Source organism: Bordetella saccharivorans (genome assembly GCF_045862855.1).
In the GTDB taxonomy this organism is placed as follows: Bacteria; Pseudomonadota; Gammaproteobacteria; order Burkholderiales; family Burkholderiaceae_B; genus Bordetella_A; species Bordetella_A petrii_F.
Genome location: NZ_BAAFZO010000001.1, coordinates 4,078,872 through 4,097,195 on the forward strand (window position 1 = coordinate 4,078,872; position 18,324 = coordinate 4,097,195).

The 18,324-nt window shown below is 68.8% G+C and carries 15 protein-coding genes; 6 read left to right on the forward strand and 9 right to left on the reverse strand.

Translation table 11 applies throughout. The annotated features are described in order from the left end of the window. The first annotated feature begins 26 nt into the window (after window positions 1–26). Entirely contained in the window at window positions 27–3,650 is a 3,624-nt protein-coding gene (locus ACKTT0_RS19650) for a hydantoinase B/oxoprolinase family protein (RefSeq protein ID WP_407851453.1), read from the forward strand. Between the two features lie 41 nt (window positions 3,651–3,691). On the opposite strand, the gene ACKTT0_RS19655 is transcribed toward ACKTT0_RS19650, so the two are convergent. After that, on the reverse strand, window positions 3,692–4,714 hold the full coding sequence (locus ACKTT0_RS19655) for a C45 family autoproteolytic acyltransferase/hydrolase (RefSeq protein WP_407851454.1): 1,023 nt from the start codon (window positions 4,712–4,714) through the stop codon (window positions 3,692–3,694). Between the two features lie 164 nt (window positions 4,715–4,878). Here ACKTT0_RS19655 and glnH point away from each other — a divergent pair, with 164 nt between their 5' ends. The 4 genes from glnH to ACKTT0_RS19675 all read left to right on the forward strand — a co-directional run bounded on the left by glnH (window position 4,879) and on the right by ACKTT0_RS19675 (window position 8,481). Further along, window positions 4,879–5,625 (forward strand): glutamine ABC transporter substrate-binding protein GlnH, encoded by a 747-nt coding sequence (gene glnH, locus ACKTT0_RS19660; protein ID WP_407851455.1) that lies wholly within the window; start codon window positions 4,879–4,881, stop codon window positions 5,623–5,625. 104 nt (window positions 5,626–5,729) lie between these two features. After that, on the forward strand, window positions 5,730–6,389 hold the full coding sequence (glnP, locus tag ACKTT0_RS19665; RefSeq protein WP_028356254.1) for a glutamine ABC transporter permease GlnP: 660 nt from the start codon (window positions 5,730–5,732) through the stop codon (window positions 6,387–6,389). Further along, window positions 6,386–7,114 (forward strand): glutamine ABC transporter ATP-binding protein GlnQ, encoded by a 729-nt coding sequence (gene glnQ / locus ACKTT0_RS19670; RefSeq protein ID WP_407851456.1) that lies wholly within the window; start codon window positions 6,386–6,388, stop codon window positions 7,112–7,114. Before glnP ends, glnQ begins: the two co-directional genes overlap by 4 nt. 395 nt (window positions 7,115–7,509) lie before the next feature. Then, complete coding sequence (locus ACKTT0_RS19675; protein WP_407851457.1) at window positions 7,510–8,481, forward strand: tripartite tricarboxylate transporter substrate binding protein; 972 nt, start codon at window positions 7,510–7,512, stop codon at window positions 8,479–8,481. Between the two features lie 14 nt (window positions 8,482–8,495). Here ACKTT0_RS19675 and ACKTT0_RS19680 read toward each other — a convergent pair whose 3' ends face one another. From ACKTT0_RS19680 to ACKTT0_RS19695, 4 genes are read right to left on the reverse strand one after another with little or no spacing between them, the layout of a single operon-like run. After that, a complete protein-coding gene (locus tag ACKTT0_RS19680; RefSeq protein WP_407851458.1) occupies window positions 8,496–9,638 on the reverse strand; it encodes a CaiB/BaiF CoA transferase family protein in 1,143 nt (380 codons plus the stop codon). A gap of 15 nt (window positions 9,639–9,653) precedes the next feature. Then, entirely contained in the window at window positions 9,654–10,850 is a 1,197-nt protein-coding gene (locus tag ACKTT0_RS19685; protein ID WP_407851459.1) for a thiolase family protein, read from the reverse strand. 10 nt (window positions 10,851–10,860) lie between these two features. After that, complete coding sequence (locus ACKTT0_RS19690) at window positions 10,861–11,883, reverse strand: acyl-CoA dehydrogenase family protein (protein WP_407851460.1); 1,023 nt, start codon at window positions 11,881–11,883, stop codon at window positions 10,861–10,863. A gap of 25 nt (window positions 11,884–11,908) precedes the next feature. Next, window positions 11,909–13,066 carry an acyl-CoA dehydrogenase family protein gene (locus ACKTT0_RS19695; protein WP_407851461.1) on the reverse strand — a complete coding sequence of 386 codons (1,158 nt, stop codon included), beginning with the start codon at window positions 13,064–13,066 and terminating at the stop codon, window positions 11,909–11,911. Window positions 13,067–13,229: 163 nt separating this feature from the next. On the opposite strand from ACKTT0_RS19695, the gene ACKTT0_RS19700 reads away from it, so the two are divergent. Next, window positions 13,230–14,132 carry a LysR family transcriptional regulator gene (locus ACKTT0_RS19700; RefSeq protein ID WP_407851462.1) on the forward strand — a complete coding sequence of 301 codons (903 nt, stop codon included), beginning with the start codon at window positions 13,230–13,232 and terminating at the stop codon, window positions 14,130–14,132. 9 nt (window positions 14,133–14,141) lie between these two features. Here ACKTT0_RS19700 and ACKTT0_RS19705 read toward each other — a convergent pair whose 3' ends face one another. The 4 genes from ACKTT0_RS19705 to ACKTT0_RS19720 form a co-directional block, all read right to left on the reverse strand. Further along, a complete protein-coding gene (locus ACKTT0_RS19705) occupies window positions 14,142–15,110 on the reverse strand; it encodes a Bug family tripartite tricarboxylate transporter substrate binding protein (protein ID WP_407851463.1) in 969 nt (322 codons plus the stop codon). A gap of 33 nt (window positions 15,111–15,143) precedes the next feature. Further along, on the reverse strand, window positions 15,144–16,112 hold the full coding sequence (locus tag ACKTT0_RS19710) for a tripartite tricarboxylate transporter substrate binding protein (protein ID WP_407851464.1): 969 nt from the start codon (window positions 16,110–16,112) through the stop codon (window positions 15,144–15,146). Window positions 16,113–16,175: 63 nt separating this feature from the next. Next, window positions 16,176–16,967 carry a crotonase/enoyl-CoA hydratase family protein gene (locus ACKTT0_RS19715; protein ID WP_407851465.1) on the reverse strand — a complete coding sequence of 264 codons (792 nt, stop codon included), beginning with the start codon at window positions 16,965–16,967 and terminating at the stop codon, window positions 16,176–16,178. Further along, complete coding sequence (locus ACKTT0_RS19720; protein WP_407851466.1) at window positions 16,964–18,187, reverse strand: CaiB/BaiF CoA transferase family protein; 1,224 nt, start codon at window positions 18,185–18,187, stop codon at window positions 16,964–16,966. The genes ACKTT0_RS19715 and ACKTT0_RS19720 overlap by 4 nt, the downstream gene beginning before the upstream one ends. Window positions 18,188–18,324 lie beyond the last annotated feature (137 nt).

Here is an 18,324-nt window from a genome sequence, read left to right on the forward strand (position 1 = left end):
CCGTTCTTTCCCTTTTCGAGGACACTATGAAGTGGCAATTCTGGATTGACCGTGGGGGCACGTTCACCGACATCGTGGCGCGCCGCCCCGACGGCGGCACCGCGACCGCCAAGCTGCTGTCGGAGAACCCCGAGCAGTACCGCGACGCCGCCGTGGCGGGCATTCGCCAGCTGCTGGACCTGGCGCCGGGCGAGCCGGTGCCGGCCGAGCGCGTCGAGTGCGTGAAAATGGGCACCACCGTGGCCACCAACGCGCTGCTGGAACGCAAGGGCGAACGCACGCTGCTGGTCACGACCCGCGGTTTCCGCGACGGCTTGCGCATTGCCTACCAGAACCGGCCGCGCCTGTTCGACCGCAATGTCGTGCTGCCCGAGATGCTGTACGAGACCGTGGTGGAAGCCGACGAGCGGATCGACGCCGCCGGCGCCGTCGTGCGTCCGCTCGACGAAGCCGCCCTGCGCGCGCAGTTGCAGCAGGCCTACGCGAGCGGCATCCGCGCCGTGGCCGTGGTGTTCATGCATGCCTGGCACGCGCCCGCGCACGAGCAGCGCGCCGCGGCCATCGCCCGCGAACTGGGCTTCACCCAGGTCTCGGCCTCGCACGAGGTCAGCCCGCTGATCAAGTACGTGTCCCGCGGCGACACTACCGTGGTCGACGCCTATCTGTCGCCCATCCTGAAACGCTACGTGGACCAGGTGGCGGCCGAACTGCCGGGCATCCGCCTGATGTTCATGCAGTCCAGCGGCGGGCTGACCGATGCGCACCGCTTCCGCGGCAAGGACGCCATCCTGTCCGGCCCGGCCGGCGGCATCGTCGGCATGGTGCGCACCAGCGAGCTGGCGGGGTTCCGGCGCGTGATCGGCTTCGACATGGGCGGCACGTCCACCGATGTCTCGCACTACGCCGGCGAATTCGAGCGCGAATTCGAGACCCTGGTGGCCGGGGTGCGCATGCGCGCGCCCATGATGAGCATCCACACGGTGGCGGCCGGCGGCGGCTCGATCCTGCATTTCGACGGCGCGCGCCTGCGGGTGGGGCCCGATTCGGCCGGCGCCAACCCCGGCCCGGCCTGCTACCGCCGCGGCGGCCCGCTGGCGGTGACCGACTGCAATGTGCTGCTGGGCAAGATCCAGCCGGATTTCTTCCCGCGCGTGTTCGGCCCCGCGGCCGACCAGCCGCTGGACCGCGAGGTGGTCCGGCAGCGCTTCGAGGCGATGGCCGCCGAGGTCCGCGCCGCCACCGGCCGCGCCATGACGGCCGAGCAGTTGGCCGAGGGCTTTCTCGAGATCGCCGTGGGCAACATGGCGGAGGCCATCAAGCGCATTTCGGTGCAGCGCGGTCATGACGTCACCGAGTATGCCCTGACCGTATTCGGCGGGGCGGGTGGACAGCACGCCTGCCTGGTGGCCGACGCGCTGGGCATGACCACGGTGTTCGCGCACCCGCTGGGCGGGGTGCTGTCGGCCTACGGCATGGGCCTGGCCGACCAGACCGACATGCGGCAGAAGACGGTCGAACAGGTGCTGGATGACGCCTTGATGCCGCAATTGCAGGGCGAGCTCGACGAATTGGCCGCCCAGGCCGTGGGCGAGTTGCGCCGCCAGCACGTGCCGCAGGATGTCATCCAGGTGCAGCGCCGCCTGCACCTGAAGTACCGCGGCACCGATACGGCGCTGGAAGTGCCGTTCGGCGACCTGGCGCAGGTGCGCCGCGATTTCGAGGCCGCCTATCGCCAACGCTATTCCTTCCTGATGCCCGGCCGCGAACTGGTGGTCGAGACGATCTCGGTGGAAGCCACCGGCGGCGGCGAGGCGGCCGTCGAGGCTGTGGTCGAGCGCCGGCGCGCGGGCGCGCCGCAGCCGCGACAGGTCGTGCAGATGTACGGGCAGGGCGCCTGGCGCGACACGCCGCTGTATGTGCGCGCCGACCTGGCGCCGGGCGACGTGCTGGCCGGGCCGGTCATCATTTCCGAGCCCAACCAGACCACGGTGGTGGAAGCGGGCTGGCAGGCCGAGCTGACCCGGCTGGACCACATCGTGCTCAAGCGCGTCGAGGCGCGCCCCGAGCGCCGTGCGGTCGGCACGCAGGCCGACCCCGTCATGCTGGAGGTCTTCAACAACCTGTTCATGTCCATCGCCGAACAGATGGGCTACCGGCTGCAGAACACCGCCTACTCGGTCAACATCAAGGAGCGCCTGGATTTCTCCTGCGCCATTTTCGATGCCGAGGGCAACCTGATCGCCAACGCGCCGCACATGCCGGTGCACCTCGGGTCCATGGGCGAGTCGATCAAGACCGTCATGCACGCCAACGCCGGCCGCATGCGGCCGGGCGACGCCTACGTGGTCAACGATCCCTACCATGGCGGCACGCACTTGCCGGACGTCACCGTCATCACGCCGGTATTCGACCGCGACGGGCGCGAGATCCTGTTCTATGTCGGGTCGCGCGGCCACCACGCCGATATCGGCGGCACCACGCCCGGCTCGATGCCGCCCGATTCGAAGACGGTGGAAGACGAAGGCGTGCTGTTCACCAACTTCCAACTGGTGCGCGACGGCGAATTCCGCGACCAGGCCGCGCGCGAGATCCTCGCGTCCGGGCGCTGGCCGGCGCGCAACCCGGACCAGAACATCGCCGACCTGCACGCGCAGATCGCCGCCAACGAAAAGGGCGTGCAGGAATTGCTGCGCATGTGCGACCACTTCGGCCTGGATGTGGTGCGCGCCTATATGGGGCACGTGCAGGACAACGCCGAGGAGGCCGTGCGCCGCGTCATTTCGGTGCTGAAAGACGGGCGCTATGAGTACCCGCTGGACAACTGCGCGGTGATCCGGGTGGCGGTGCGGGTCGACCGGCAGGCCCGCAGCGCGGTGGTCGATTTCACCGGCACGTCGGCGCAACTGGACAACAACTTCAATGCGCCGAGCGCGGTCGCGGTGGCGGCGGTGCTCTATGTGTTCCGCACCATGGTGGACGACGACATCCCGCTCAATGCGGGCTGCCTGAAGCCGCTGGAGATCATCCTGCCGGAAGGCTCGATGCTGCGTCCCGATCCGCCCGCGTCGGTGGTGGCGGGCAACGTCGAGACCTCCATGTGCGTAGTCAACGCGCTGTACGGCGCCTTGGGCGTGCTGGCCGCCAGCCAGGGCACCATGAACAATTTCACGTTCGGCAATGCGCGCTACCAGTATTACGAAACCATCTCCGGCGGCACCGGTGCCGGCCCGCTGCGCATTGACGCGGCCGGCCCGCGCGATGACGGCTTCGCCGGCGCCTCGGTGGTCCAGGCGCACATGACCAATTCGCGTCTGACCGATCCCGAAGTGCTGGAGCTGCGCTTTCCGGTGCGGCTGGAGTCGTACGAGATCCGCCATGGCTCCGGCGGCGCGGGGCGCTACCGCGGTGGCGACGGCGGCGTGCGGCGGGTGCGCTTCCTGGAGGACATGACGGCGGCGATCCTGTCGAACAACCGCGTGTATGCGCCGTTCGGCCTGGCCGGTGGCGGCGCCGGCCAGCCGGGCCGCAACTACATCGAACGCGCCGACGGCAGCATCGAGGAACTCGGCCCGCAGGACAGCGCGGCGCTGCGCGCCGGCGATGTATTCGTGGTGGAGACGCCGGGAGGCGGCGGCTACGGGCAGGCGTAGCCGGGCTCTTGGCCGGCCGGGCCGCAACCCGGCCCGGCGGGCTATTTGACGGCGATGTCCTGCGCGGCGCGGCCCTTGCGGTCGTAGATGCGCAGGGCCACGTGCTGGTCGTCCAGCTCGAACACGGCCGTGGCCAGGGTGTTTTCCTCGTCCGGGTCATCGGCCGCCTGGCGCAGGATGGGCAATTGGCCCTCGGTGTCGTGCAGCGCCGTCACCAGGTCGGCTTCGCCGGTGGCTTCGTTCCAGGTATCGACCAGCCGGTCGATGCGGTTCTGGCGCGCCCGTGACGAGTCGGTGATGATCTGCGGGATATCCTGGGTGCCCTGGTGGATCAGGTGGTTCGCATGACCATAGCGGCGCGCCACGGTTTCCGCCGAGCAGGCGCCCGGCGTGGCTTCGACGCTCAGCAGGCGCTCGTCGCCGGCCGCGCCCAGGGTGTGGTGGAAGGCGCCGGCGCGCGGCATGTGCGCCAGCAGCTCGACGGCCTGGTCCAGCGTGGCGCAATCGAGCACCGCGCGGGCCAGGAACATGCGCGGCACGCCGGCGCGGCGGGCGCGGGTGCGCAGGTTGTTGATGGTCTGCGCCAGGCCGGCCCGGTTGGCGGCGAAGGTATGCCCGGGCAGCGAGCCCGGATAGTAGAAGCTGACGTATCCCGGCGCGCCCTCGGGCTGCACGTCCACCACGTGGCAGCGGCCGTACAGGTAGGGGTCGCCGTCTTCGTTGTGGGCGATCCAGCGCGTCCCGTTCGACCCATGCAGCGCCACCGAGGTGCAACCGTCGCTGGTCTTGTGCAGCAAGTCGCCGCGGCAGTTCCACAACAGCAGGTCGGCGACCGGCATGCGCAAGCCCTCCGCCAGTCCTTCGAACTCTTCCCAGACGGCCGGCAGGGCTTCCTGCGCATGGCCTGCCAATTCCTGCAGATAGGCATGGCTGCGCCAGGGCCGCAGCGCCGCCCAGGCCGCGCTCTGGTCCAGGTAGGACGCCATCAGCGGGCGGCCCAGCTTGCCCAGCGCCACGCCGACCTGGCGCCGGTTGCCTGCGATACGTACGGGTTTGAACGGCATGGATATCTCCGGAGTTGATCCGATTGTAATTTCCCGCGGCGGGGCCGCACACGGGGACGGATGCGTTAAGATGGCCCCGCGAGCGTGCCGGCCATCCGCCTCGGCGCGCGGGTTGATTGTCCCGGGCCTACACCGGGGTTCGTTGTCTCTACAGGAGAATTTCGATGATTAAGCGCAAAATCGCCGCGGCGCTGCTGGGTCTGGGCCTGATCGGCGCCGCCGGCTCCGCCGCCGCCCAGGACAAGGAACTGGTCGTCGCCACAGACACCGCGTTCGTGCCCTTCGAGTTCAAGCAGGGCAGCACCTATACCGGGTTCGACATCGACCTGTGGGCGGCCATCGCCAAGGAGCTGAACCTGAAATACAAGCTGCAGCCCATGGACTTCAACGGCATCATCCCGGGCCTGCAGACCCGCAATATCGACGTCGCCCTGGCCGGCATCACGATCCGCGACGACCGCAAGAAAGTCATCGATTTTTCCGATCCCTACTACGAGAGTGGCCTGGCCATCCTGGTCTCCAACGACAATGATGCGATCAAGACGGCGCAGGATCTCAGCGGCAAGAGCGTGGCGGTCAAGACCGGCACGGCCACGGTCGACTTCATGAAGAAGGAAGTGCCGGGCGCCAAGCTGAAGTTGTTCCCCAATATCGACAACGCCTACCTCGAGTTGGCCACCGGCCGGGTCGACGCGGCGGTGCACGACACGCCCAACGTGCAGTACTACGCCAACACGGCCGGCAAGGGCCGCGTCAAGGTGGTCGGCAAGGTCAAGAGCGGCGACTTCTACGGCATCGCCTTCCCGAAGGGCAGCGACCTGGTGCCCAAGGTGAACCAGGCCCTGGCCACGCTGAAGTCGAACGGCCAGTACGACGCCATCTACACCAAGTGGTTCGGCAAGCAGCCCTGAACGCGCGCGCGCAGCGGCCCCGCCGGGCTGGCGCGGGCGCCTGCCCGCGCCGTTTCCGCGGTTCGCGCCGCGCTGGCGCCGCAGGTATGACATAAGGGGGAACCGTGGAATTCGACTGGTCAGTCATCTGGGCGGCCTTGCCCAACCTGCTTGACGGTACATTGATGACCGTCAAGATCACTTTCTGGGGCCTGGTGGGCGGCTTCGTGCTGGGCGCATTGGCCGGCGTGGCGCGCGCCTACGGGCCGAAGGTCCTGTCCGCCATCGCGCAGGTGTATATCGCGGTGATCCGCGGCACGCCCATCGTGGTGCAGGTCATGTTCATTTATTTCGCGCTGCCGCTGCTGGTGCCGGGCATGCGGGTGGACGCCATCTGGGCGGCCATTGCGACGCTCATCATCAATTCCGGCGCGTACATTGCCGAGATCGTGCGCGGCTCGCTGCTGTCGGTGCACAAGGGGCTGAAGGAAGCCGGCCAGGCCATGGGCCTGCCATTCCACAAGATCCTGGTGCACATCATCGGGCCGGTGGCGTTCCGCCGCATGATCCCCCCGCTGGGCAACCAATGCATCATCAGCCTGAAGGATTCGTCGCTGTTCATCGTGATCGGCGTGGCCGAGCTGACGCGCCAGGGCCAGGAAATCATGGCCAGCAACTTCCGCGCCGTGGAAATCTGGTCGGCGGTGGCCATCATCTACCTGATTCTCACCGGCGCGCTGGCCCTCGGGCTGCGGCTGGCCGAAAAGCGGATGCGCATACTATGAGCATGGTCGAGTTTCATAACGTCACCAAGCGCTTCGGCGACTCCACCGTACTGGACGGCATCTCGCTGAACATCGACGCCGGCGAAGTCGTGGTGGTGGTAGGGCCCTCGGGATCGGGCAAGTCCACCTTCCTGCGCTGCATCAACGTGCTGGAAACGATCGACGGCGGCGACCTGCTGGTCGACGGCCAGAGCGTGAAGGGCTCGCCCGCCCAGGTGCGCGAAATCCGGCGCGAGGCCGGCATGGTGTTCCAGCAGTTCAATCTGTTCCCGCAGATGACCGCGCTCGAGAACGTCATGTTCGGGCCGATCCACACCCGCGGCGCGAGCCGCCAGGAAGCGCGCGTGCAGGCCGAGGAGCTGCTGGGCAAGGTAGGGCTGGCCGAGCGCATGCAGCATTACCCGTCCGAGCTGTCGGGCGGCCAGCAGCAGCGGGTCGCCATCGCCCGCGCGCTGGCCATCAAGCCCAAGCTGATGCTGTTCGACGAGCCCACCTCGGCGCTCGACCCGGAGTTGCGCCACGAAGTGCTGAAAGTGATGCGCGACCTGGCCGAAGAGGGCATGACCATGGTGGTGGTCACCCACGAAATGGAGTTCGCGCGCAAGGTGGGCAGCCGCCTTATTTTCATCGACGCCGGCAAAGTGGCGCATGACGGCCCGCCCGCGGAATTGTTGTCGAACCCGCCCAGCCAGCGGCTGCGGGATTTCCTGCAGCACGTGGCGTAGCGGCCCCGGCGGCGGCGCCCGGTATCCGGCACGGTGTCAGGCTCCCGCAGGGGGCCTGGCACCTGCTCCCCCCTCTAAGTCCCGAACAGGTTCTGCTGGATCTGTGCCGGGTGCTGCACCCGCAGCACCCGTGCCTGCGCCGCGTCGCGACCTTTCAGGGCGTCTTCCATGTCGGCCCTCCAGTTGGCAATGTCATTGTGGCGAGTGAACCAATTGGTCAACGATTGGCTGCGCAGAATGCTTGCGCTAGTACCAATATGGCTCTAGAGTTGGCCGTCAATCAAGGTGGAACGCGGGCTGGTGCCAAGTGCTGGAAAATTGAACCAATTGGTCCAATTCACGCCCAGGCCGGCCGCGCCCGCGCATCCGCCCCTACCAGAAGGAGGGCAGGAGACATGGCTGTTCCATCCACGGGGAAATGGCTGGGCGGCGCCTTGCTGGCGCTGGCGGCGGCCTGGGGGCATGCGCAGTATCCAGAGCGCGCCATCACGATGATCGTGCCGTTCCCGCCCGGCGGGGTGGCCGACACCGTGGCGCGGCCGGTGGCCGAGGCGCTCTCGCGCGAATTGGGGCAAAGCGTCGTGATCGAGAACAAGGCGGGGGCCGGCGGTTCAGTGGGCATCGGCCAGGCCGCGCGGGCCGCCCCGGACGGCTACACGGTGTTGATGAGCCTGTCGTCCATTTCGATCCTGCCCGAGGCCGACAAGATACTCGGCCGCAATGCCGCCTTCCAGATCGACCAGTTCGCGCCCATCGCCCGCATCACTGCCGACCCCACCGCGCTCGTGGTGCGCGCCGACGCGCCATGGCAGACCGTGCAGGAGTTCGTGGCCGAGGCCCGGCGCCGGCCCGGCGCGCTGAACTACGGCAGCTCCGGCATCTACGGGTCGATGCACGTGCCAATGGAAATGTTCGCGGCGGCCGCCGGCATCAAGCTGACCCATGTGCCGTTCACGGGCGCCGGGCCGGCAGTGGCGGCGCTGCTGGGCGGGCAGGTCGACGCGATCTCCAGCGGGCCGTCCAGCGTGGTGCAGCACATCCAGGCCGGCAAGCTGCGGGCGCTGGCGCACTGGGGCGATGCGCAACTGGCGGCATTGCCGCAGGTGCCGACGCTGGCTTCGCAGGGCTACGACGTGAAGTTCGTGCAGTGGTCGGCCATCTTCGTGCCCGCCGGGACGCCGGCGCCGGTGGTCGACCGCCTGCGCGCGGCGGCCCGCAAGGTCGCCAACGACCCCAAGGTGCAGCAGACGATCCTGGCCGCCGGCAGCCCGGTGCAGTACATGGATGCGCCCGAATTCGCCGACTATTGGCAAGCCGATGCCCGGTCCATGGCGCGGGCGGTGCAGCGCATCGGCAAGGTGGAGTGATCCGACACCGCGGTTCATCCGGCCACGTTCCAGGCCCGCAGCGCTTCGGCCAGCGTGTCCGGGGTGGCCGGACGCGGCGCGGTGGGCCGGCTGGCGGGGCTGCGGCTGAAGCGGGGCGCGGGCGCGGGTTGTACTACGCCGTCGACCTCGACAAACGTCCGGCGTGCACGCAGGTGCGGGTGCGCCGGAGCGTCGTGAAATGACAGTACCGGCGCGCAGCAAACATCCTCCTGCGCCAGGGCCTCGCACCATTCGCTGCGGGGGCGCTGCCTGAACCGGCTGGCCAGGGTGGCGCGCAGGGCCGGCCAGGTAGCGGGATCGGTGTGCTCGCCGAGCGCCTCGATTTCTGCGGGGGATAGCCCCAGGGCGCCCAGCAGCTTGCGGTGGAAGCGCGTTTCGATGGGGCCGATGGACAGCCACGCGCCGTCTAGGCATTGGTACACGTCGTAGAAAGGGGCGCCCGAATCGAGAATGTTGGTGCCGCGCTGCGGATTCCAGCTGCCGGCCGCAACCAGGCCGAAGAAAGCCGTCGCCATGTGGGCGACCCCGTCGATGATGGCCGCGTCGACCACTTGTCCGCGGCCCGAGTCGCGCGCTTCGGCAAGGGCCGCCAGCACGCCCACCGCCAGGTAGAGCGCGCCGCCGGCGAAATCGCCGACCAGGGCCAGCGGGATACTGGGCGGCTGCTCCCGCCGTCCGATGGCGTCGAGCACGCCGGTGATGGAAATGTAGTTGATATCGTGGCCGGCTACGCTGGCCAGGGGCCCGTCCTGGCCCCAGCCGGTGATGCGGCCATATACCAGCCGCGGGTTGCGTGCCAGGCAATCCTCCGGACCCAGGCCCAGGCGTTCGGCGACGCCCGGGCGGAAGCCTTCGATCAGTGCATCGGCGCGCTCGACAAAATCGAGCACCTGGCCGCGCGCGGCCGGATCCTTCAGGTCCAGGGCTACCGGGATGCGGTTGCGCAGCAGCAGGTTGTAGCGCAATTCGCGCTTGACTCCCAGGTCGACCGCTTCGGTGCGCTCGATGCGCAGCACGCTGGCGCCCAGGTCAGCCAGCAACATGGCGGCCATGGGTCCGGGTCCGATACCGCCCAGTTCGATGACGCGCAGTCCCGCCAACGGCCCGCGCCGGCCTTCCTCTTGATGGTCCGACATACCGGCTCCCTGTGTTCAGACGCGTTCGATCGCCATGGCGGTGGCTTCGCCGCCGCCCAGGCACAGGCAGGCGACGCCGCGCCGCAGCCCGCGTCGCTCCAGTGCGTGCAGCAGCGTAACGATGAGGCGGGCGCCGGTGGCGCCCACCGGATGCCCGAGCGCGCAGGCCCCGCCATGCACATTGACCTTCTCCGCCGGCAGCGCCAGTTCCCGCATGGCGATCAAGGCCACGACGGCGAAGGCTTCGTTGATCTCGAAGAGGTCCACTTGCTCGCGCTTCCATCCCACCCGTTCAAGCAGGCGGACGATCGCCGGCGCGGGGGCCATGGGAAAGCGGCCAGGCTGCAGCGCCACCGTCGCATGGCCGGCGATGCGGGCGCGCGGCGCGAGGCGCAGGGCGTCGGCCACGGACTGCCGGGTCAGCACCAGCGCGGCCGCGCCATCGGAAATCGACGAGGCATTGCCGGCGGTGACCGTTCCCTCGGCATTGAAGACAGGACGCAGCCGTGCCAGCTTGTCCACGTCGCACAGGGCGGGGGTTTCGTCGTCCGCCAGCAGCGCGGCGTCGGCCTGCGACGCGCCGTGGCGGCGCGGCAGCGGCGCGATCTCGGCGGCAAAGGCGCCTCGCGCGACGGCGTCCTGGGCGCGTTGCACGCTGCGGGCGGCGTATGCGTCCTGCTCGTCCCGGCCGATGCCCAGTTCTTGCGCTGCCAGGTCCGCATAGTGTCCCATCAGGTGCCCCTGGTAGGCGTCCTGCAGGCCGTCGCGGTACATATGGTCGAGCAACTGGCCGTCGCCCAGGCGATAGCCCTGGCGGCCGCGCGGAATCAGGTGCGGCGCGTTGGTCATGGACTCCATGCCTCCGGCCAGCAGGATGTCCGCCGAGCCCGCGTGCAGCATGTCATGCGCCAGCATGGCGGCCTTCATGCCCGAGCCGCACATCTTGCTCAGGGTGGTGGCCTGCACCTCCGCCGGCAGGCCGGCGCCCAGCACGGCCTGCCGTGCGGGCGCCTGTCCCAGGTTGGCGAACAGGCAGCACCCCATGAATGCCTCCTGGGCCGCGTCCGGGGCAATGCCGGCCTGTTCGACCGCGGCGCGCAGGGCGTGCGCGCCCAGGGCGGTGGCGGGGTAGGATGACAAGGCGCCCTGGAAAGCACCGATGGGGGTGCGGCGCGCGCTCAGGATGACAACGGGGTCGGTACGGGTAGTCATGGGCGAAAGGTCAGGCAGGGGCCAGGGTATCGAGAATGAAATCCAGCAGCATGCGGTCGCCGTCGTCCAGCACCCGGGCGCCGATGCGGGTGGCGCATCGCTGTTCGGACATGCCGGTGGCTCGCCATTCGCGCAGGCGCGTGACGACGCTGCCGAGCGATAGTTCCTCGGTCACGCCGATGGCGCCATGTACGGCATGCGCGATGGCGCACGCCGGCGGAACCGCTTCGCAGGCGCGCAGCCGCGCCATGGCGGCGCGCAGGGCGTGTGGTTCGTCCGCTGCCGCGCCGGCGCATCCCAACCGCGCCGCCATGGCGGCCGAAGCCACCTGCTCGGCCAGCACGCTGATGTCCTGCTGGACGGCCTGGAAGCGGCCCAGCGGCCTGCCGAATTGCGTCCGTTCCTGCGCATAGGCGATCGTCTGGCGCAGCAGCGCATGCAGGGCCCCGGCCATTTCGGCCGTGCGCACGGCGTTGAGCCAAGTGGCCGCATCCGTGGCGCCCATGGGAAAGCTGGCCAGCGCCGCATCGGCCGATGGCCAGGCGGGGCTGCCCGAGCAGCGGCGATACACGCCCGCCTCCAGGCGCGCGGCGGTTGCCGGCAACAATAGCCAACGGTCACCATGCGCGACCAGGAACTGCCGGGCCAGTCGCGCGCCCGGCACTTCGCCGCAGACAATGGCGCCGTCGCCGCGGTCGAGCGACTGGGCGATGGCCGTGCAGGCGCCGCCTGCGACGGCGTGGCCGGCCCGGGCAAGCAGGGCGCGCGCGACGACCGTATCGCCGAAAGGGAAGGGCAGGCCCGACTCGCCGGCGGCATACAGCAAGCCATGAACGTCGGACAGCGCCAGGCCGGCGCCGCCGGAGGCCGCGGGCACCAGCGCGTCGGCATATCCCAATTCATCGATGGCGCTCCAGATGGCCGCGCCGGCACGCGGCTCTGCCTCGATGCGGCGGATCACCGCGGCGGGGCATAGTTCGGCCAGGGGCCGCGCGAAACTCTCGTACAGGGAATCGGCCGTGCAGTCGTTCATGGAAAAAATCCTGTTGGTGGGACTGTCAGCGCAGGCCTAGTTGGCGGGCGATGATGCCGCGCAGAATGTGGCGCGTGCCGCCGCGCAGCGAGAAAGTCGGGCTGATGCGGGTGATATACGCGAGGGTGCGCGCCAGCTCGGGATCCGGCTGCGCGGCGTCTGCGGCGCCCAGGTCCGCCGCGATCCAGTCTGCCACGTCGCGTTCGAATTCCGTACCCAGGTCCTTGACCAGCACGCCCTGCAGCGCCGGGTTGTGTCCGTGTTGCAGGCGCTCGGCCACGGCCAGCGACATGGCGCGCAGGGTGGCCACCCGCGCGGCTATGCGTCCAGCCAGTGCGACGGTATGTAGTTGGCATGGCCGCGTCCTGGCCCAGGCCAGCCAGCAGTCGATCAGCACCATGCTGGAGTACAGCCGTTCCGGCCCGCTGCGCTCGAGCGTCAGCTCGGCGGTGACTTGTTCCCAGCCGGCGCCCTGCGTGCCGATGAGCGCGTCGGCCGGCAGCCGGACATCGTCGAACAGTACCTCGCAGAAGTGCGTATCGCCGGCGATATCCTCGATGGGCCGTACCGAGACGCCAGGCAGGGACATGTCGATGATGAACTGCGACAAACCTTGATGGCGATCCTGCGCCGGGCCCGAGGTACGCACCAGCGCGCACATGTAGTGCGAACGGTGGGCATTGGTGGTCCAGATCTTGCGGCCGTTGAGGCGCCACCCGGCGCCGTCCCGGTCGGCGCGGGTGCGGATGCTGGCGAGGTCGGATCCGGTATCGGGCTCGCTCATGCCGATGCAGAAAAAGGCTTCGCCGCGCGCGATGCGAGGCAGATAGAACGCACGCTGCGCGGGCGAGCCGTAGCGCAGGATCAACGGGGCGGTCTGGCGATCGGCGATCCAGTGCGCCGAGACGGGAGCGCCCCATGCCAGCAGTTCTTCGCTGACGACGAAGCGGGCGTAGCTGCTGCGCGCCTGGCCGCCATACTCGCGCGGCAGGGTCAGTCCCAGCCAGCCCTGGCGCGCCAGGGCGCGGCTGAACTCGGCGTCGTAGCCCATCCAGGAGCGCGCCCGCACGTGCGGCGCGACCCGGGCCAGCGTCTCGCGCAGAAAGGCGCGCAAGGGGGCTCGCAGGGCTTCGTCTTCGGCGGGGATGGCGACGGGGCGCAGCGCTTCGGCTATATCGTTCAAGAGACCTCCGGGCGGGCAGTGGCGCGGGACGTCCGCATGCGAATCTTGTCCCGCAGTCCGGCAATCTACCTGCGCCTGGCAGGCCGGTCTAATATTAGATATAGACCGGGCAATATCCTTCGCGTATTGCGGGCCGGCACGCGTCTTCAAGGGAGCAGTCCGCATGGAGCTTCGCCAGCTCAAGCAGTTGTTGGTGCTTTCCGAAACCCTCAATTTCCACCGGGCCGCCGAACGCCTGCATATGGCGCAGCCGCCGTTGTCGACCGCCATCAGGAAACTCGAGGACGAACTGGGCGTACAGCTCTTCGAACGTCTCACCGCCGGTCTCAAGCCCACGCCCGCCGGCGAGGTGGTGCTGCGGCATGCGCGCACCACGCTGTTCTATGCGGACGAGATCCGCCGCGCCGCACGAGAGGGCGCGGCGGGAGAGCAGGGCGAGCTGCGCGTAGGTTTCGTCGGCTCGTCCACCTATGCGCTGATGCCGCGTATCCTGCCGCCGTTTCGCCGCGCCTATCCGCGCGTCGACCTGATCATCGAGGAGTCCACCACCGCGGAGCTGTTGCGCCGGCTCGATGCCCATTCGCTGGATGTCGCGCTGGTGCGATTCCCCGTGCTGGAGCCGTCGGGCGCGCGCATCGAACTGTTGCAGCGCGACCACCTTGTGCTGGCGGTGCCGCCGGACAGTCCTTATGCCGGGCGGGCTGAAGTGGCACTGGAAGAACTCGCGCACGAGCCGTTCATCGGCTATTCGCGCGCCCATGTGCCAGCCATGAACGCCCTGGTGCTCTATGCATTCCAGACTGCCGGCGTGCAGCCCCGCATTGCACAAGAGGCCATCCAGGTGCAGACCATACTCAGCTTGGTGGAAAGCGGGCTCGGCGTGGCGCTCGTGCCGGCGGTCGCGCGCCGCAACGCCGGCGCGGTGGCCCTGGTCAACGTGAAGGGGTTGGCCGACATCATCAAGGTGGGCATCGCGCTGGCGGTGCATCCCGATACCGCCTCGCCCACAGCGACCAATTTCATGACGATGGCGCTGCGGCTCATGCGGGACCAAGCGCCGGCCTGAACCGCAAGATCACTCCTGCTGGATGTTCGCTTGCCTGGCGATCCGCTGCATGGTCTGCAATTCCTTGAGCTGGAAGTCGCGCAGGACTTGCGGACCGCCGGGGAATGCCTCTCCGCCCAGGTCGGCCATGAACGCCACGCCCGCGGGGCTGCGCACCGCCTGCTGGATCGCTTGCGAGACCGCAGCGACGATGGCCGGGTCCACCTTGGCGGGAAAGAACGCCGCGGTCCAGGCATATGCCTCGTAGTCCTTGGTGCCGCTTTCTTCCATGGTGGGTACGTCGGGCAGGTCCTTGATGCGGTGCGCGCTGGCGACCGCCAACGGCCGCAGTTTGCCGGCCCTGATCAATGGCAGGGCCGCGCTCACGTCGGCGATGCTGTAGTGCGCCACGCCCGCCGCGACGTCGGTCAGCGCGGCCGAAGTGCCCTTGTAGGGAACATGGGTGGCAGAGATGCCGTTCTTTTCATGGAACAGTTCCAGGACGACCTGGTAGGTCGCCGTGCCGCTGGCAAAATTCAGCTTGCCCGGCGCCGCGCGCGCCGCCGCGACCAAGTCCGCGATGCTGCGAAACGGCGAGCTGGCGGGCACCACGATTACCATCGGAAATCTGGCAATGGGGGCGATGGGCGCAAAATCATTCACCGCATCGTAGGGCAGCCGCTTGAATACTGCCGCATTGGTCGTCATGGGCGAGTTGCTGGCGACGAACATGGTATAGCCGTCCGGTGGCGCGGTGGCCACCGCCTGGGCGGCGATGAAACTGTTGGCGCCGGGCCGGTTCTCGACGATGAAGGGCTGCTTGAACGTGTCGCCCAGGTGCTTGGACAGGAAGCGCGCCGTGGTGTCCGCGCCGCTGCCGGGCGGCAGCGAAACGATGATCTTGACAGGGCGCTCGGGATACTGGGCGGCGGCGGGCGTCGCGGCGGCCAGCACGGCGGCCAGCAAGGCGCCGGGCAGTAGCGGATGCCATATCTTCATATCTGTCTCCTTGTTCGTATATTTACGCGGTAGTCATTCCGGCTGGATGCCGGCCAGGTCCACCGCATTGCGCCAACGCTCGACTTCAGCGCGCAGGTAAGCGCCGAATTGCTCTGGCGTGGAGGCCTGCAATTCCACGCCTTGTTGCGTGAACTGGCGCACGATGCCTGGTTCCGCCACGGCGGCCCGCAGCGTGGCGTTCAGGCGTTGCACCACCGTCTGGGGCGTGCCTGCCGGCGCCAGCACGCCATGCCAGGTGCTGGCCTCGAAGCCGGGCATGATGGTCTCGGCCAGCGTCGGCACATTGGGCAGGACGGCGGCGCGCTTCGCACCGGTCGTTACCAGTGCGCGAGCCCGCCCGTCGCGGATATACGGCAAGGCAGAGCTCACGGCATCGGCCATGAACTGTACCTGGCCGCCCAGCATGGCCATCATGGCGGGCGCGGTGCCTTTGTAAGGCACGCTGACGGCGCGCGTCTGCGTCGCATGCAGGAACAGCGCCACGCTCAAGTGCGTGATGTTGCCGACCCCGCCGGTGCCGTAGCTGAGCTTGCCGGGATGCTGCCGCAAATACGCGACAAACGCCGCGATATTGGCAGCCGGCAGGGCCGGAGTGGCCATCATGACCAGCGGGATGACGGCGGTGCGAGCCACCGGCGTGAAGTCGCGGATGGGGTCGTAGCTCAGCGTGCGGTGCAGGGCGGGACTGATGGCCAGGCCGGAGGAGTGATACAGCAGCGTATAGCCGTCCGGCTCGGCCCGCGCGACAGCTTCGCAGGCAATATTGCCGCTCGCGCCGGTCTTGTTCTCGACTACCAGGGGCTGGCCCAGCGAGGCGCTCAGCCTGGCCGCCAGCGCGCGCGCCAGGATGTCGGTCGGCCCGCCGGCGGCATAGGGCAACACGAGGCGGATGGGACGCGCCGGCCAGGGTTGCGCGGCACGCACTCGCAGGACAGGCAGCGCCGCCAGGGCGCCGATCAGCGCGCGTCGGGTCTGTAGCATGGTTCTCCTCCTTTGCGCCGATCATGGCCGGCGTCGCTTATGGGGCCGCGTCAGTGCGGGCCTTCAGCGCCGCAGCCGCGTCAAGGCGGCCTGCAGCGCGGTCTCATGTTCCTCCGTGTGGTGGGCGAGCGCCTGGTAGGCTGCCGACAGTTCCAGCAGGGTGTCCAGGCGCGTGTGCTGGCCTTCGCGCAGCAGGCGCTTGGTCAGGCGCATCGCGTGGCCGGGATGGCGCGCGATCTCGCGCGCCAGGTCCAGCGCGGCCGGCAGCAGCGCATCGGGGGGGACGACTTCCGACACCAGTCCGTATGCCAGCGCACGGGGGGCGTCGATGGTCTTGCCTGTGAAGGCCAGCTCGCAGGCGCGCGACATGCCTACGATGCGCGGCAGCAGCCAGGCCCCGCCGTCACCGGCGGTCAGGCCGAGCCGCACGAAGCTCTCCGCGAAACTGGCGCGCTCGGAAGCGATGCGGATGTCGCACATGCAGGCCAGGTCGTTGCCGGCGCCGAGCGCAGGGCCGTTGACCGCGGCAATGGTCGGTACTTCCAGTTCGTAGAGCGCCAAGGGCACGCGCTGGATGCCGTTGCGATAGGCATTGCGGCTGTGCGGCGGAGCGCCCAGCCCTGCGCCCATGCGGGCCCGCAGGGTCTTGAGATTGCCGCCCGAAGAGAATGTATCGCCGGCGCCGGTGAGGATGACCGCGCGCACCGACAGGTCGGTGTTGATCTGCGCGCAGGCATCCACCAGCGCGGACACCGCATCATCGTCGGACAGCGCATTGCGCGTCTCCTGGCGGTCCATGGTCAGGATGACCACGGCGCCGTCGCGTTCGAGGCGCAGAAAGGGTTTCGTGTTCATGATGGGGAAGGTTCGTTCGTGTCGCTTGCGGCGGTGACTCGCTGGCGCAGCAGCGCGGCGATGTGCGCGTCGCCGTAGCCGGCTTCTTTCAGTATTTCGACGCTGTGCTGCCCCAGGCGCGGCGCGGGGCGCGGCTTGCCGGGCGGGGTGCGGCTCCATTGCGCGGCCGTCGCCATGGTGCGCAGGCGTCCCTCCGTCGGATGGTCGACCGCCTGGAAAAAACCGATCGCCTGAAGGTGCGGGTCCCGCAGCAGGTTGTCGAGACTGTTCATGGGCATGGCCGGGATATCCGCATCTTCCAGCGCCTCTAGCCAGTAGTCGGTCGTGCGGGTTGCCAGAACTTCCGCCACCAGCCGATAGATCTCGCGGATATGCCGGGTCCGGGTGCCGATATCGCGGAAGCGTGGATCGTCGCGGTAGACCTCCGGGCGGCCGATCAGGGTGAAGAAGCTCGCCCACTGCTTGTCCGAATAGATCAGCACGCATATATGCCCGTCGCGCGTGGCATAGGGCCGGCGGTCCGGATTCAGGATGCGGGGATATCCCGGCGGCCCCAGCGGAGGGTCGAAGCTGGAGCCGCCCAGATGGTCGCCCAGGACCAATTGCGCCATGGTTTCGAACATCGGCACGTCGATGGCCTGGCCGCGTCCAGTGCGCGCGCGGTGATAGAGCCCGGCGGTGATCGCCTGCGCGGCGCTGATGCCGACGACGCGGTCGGCGATCGCGCTGGGCGCGTAGCGAGGCGTTTCGCCGCCGGCCTGCATGGACAGGAACGGAATGCCCACTGCGCCCTGGATCAGGTCGTCATAAGCCGCCTTGGCGGCATACGGCCCGCGCTGATCGAAGCCATATACGCCGACGTAGAGAATATCCGGGTTCGCCGCCGCGACCTCTTCATACGCCAGACCCAGGCGTGCCATCGCCTGGGGCCGCACGTTGTAGACCAGCACATCGGCCGTGGCCGCGAGCTGGAGCAAGGCCTGGCGGCCCTCGGGCTGCTTGAGGTCGAGCACGATGCTGCGCTTGCCGCGGTTGGCATGCAGGAAGATGCCGCCCATGTCGGGGTGGCGGCAGGGGCCGATGCCGCGCACGTTGTCGCCCCCCGGCGGTTCCACCTTGACCACGTCGGCGCCCTGGTCGGCTAGGATCTGGGTGGCGTACGGCCCCATCAGCACCGTCGTGATGTCGATGATGCGCACGCCTTCGAGCGGGCCGCTCATGCCGTTCCTCGCGCCGGCGGATGGCAGGGGAGCGGGGCGGCGCCGGCGGCGACAGTAATGGAAGCGGACATGCGGGCATCCTTCAGAAGCGCGATGTCCGCCATCCTAGGCAGCGGGGTGGGCTGCGTAAAATACTA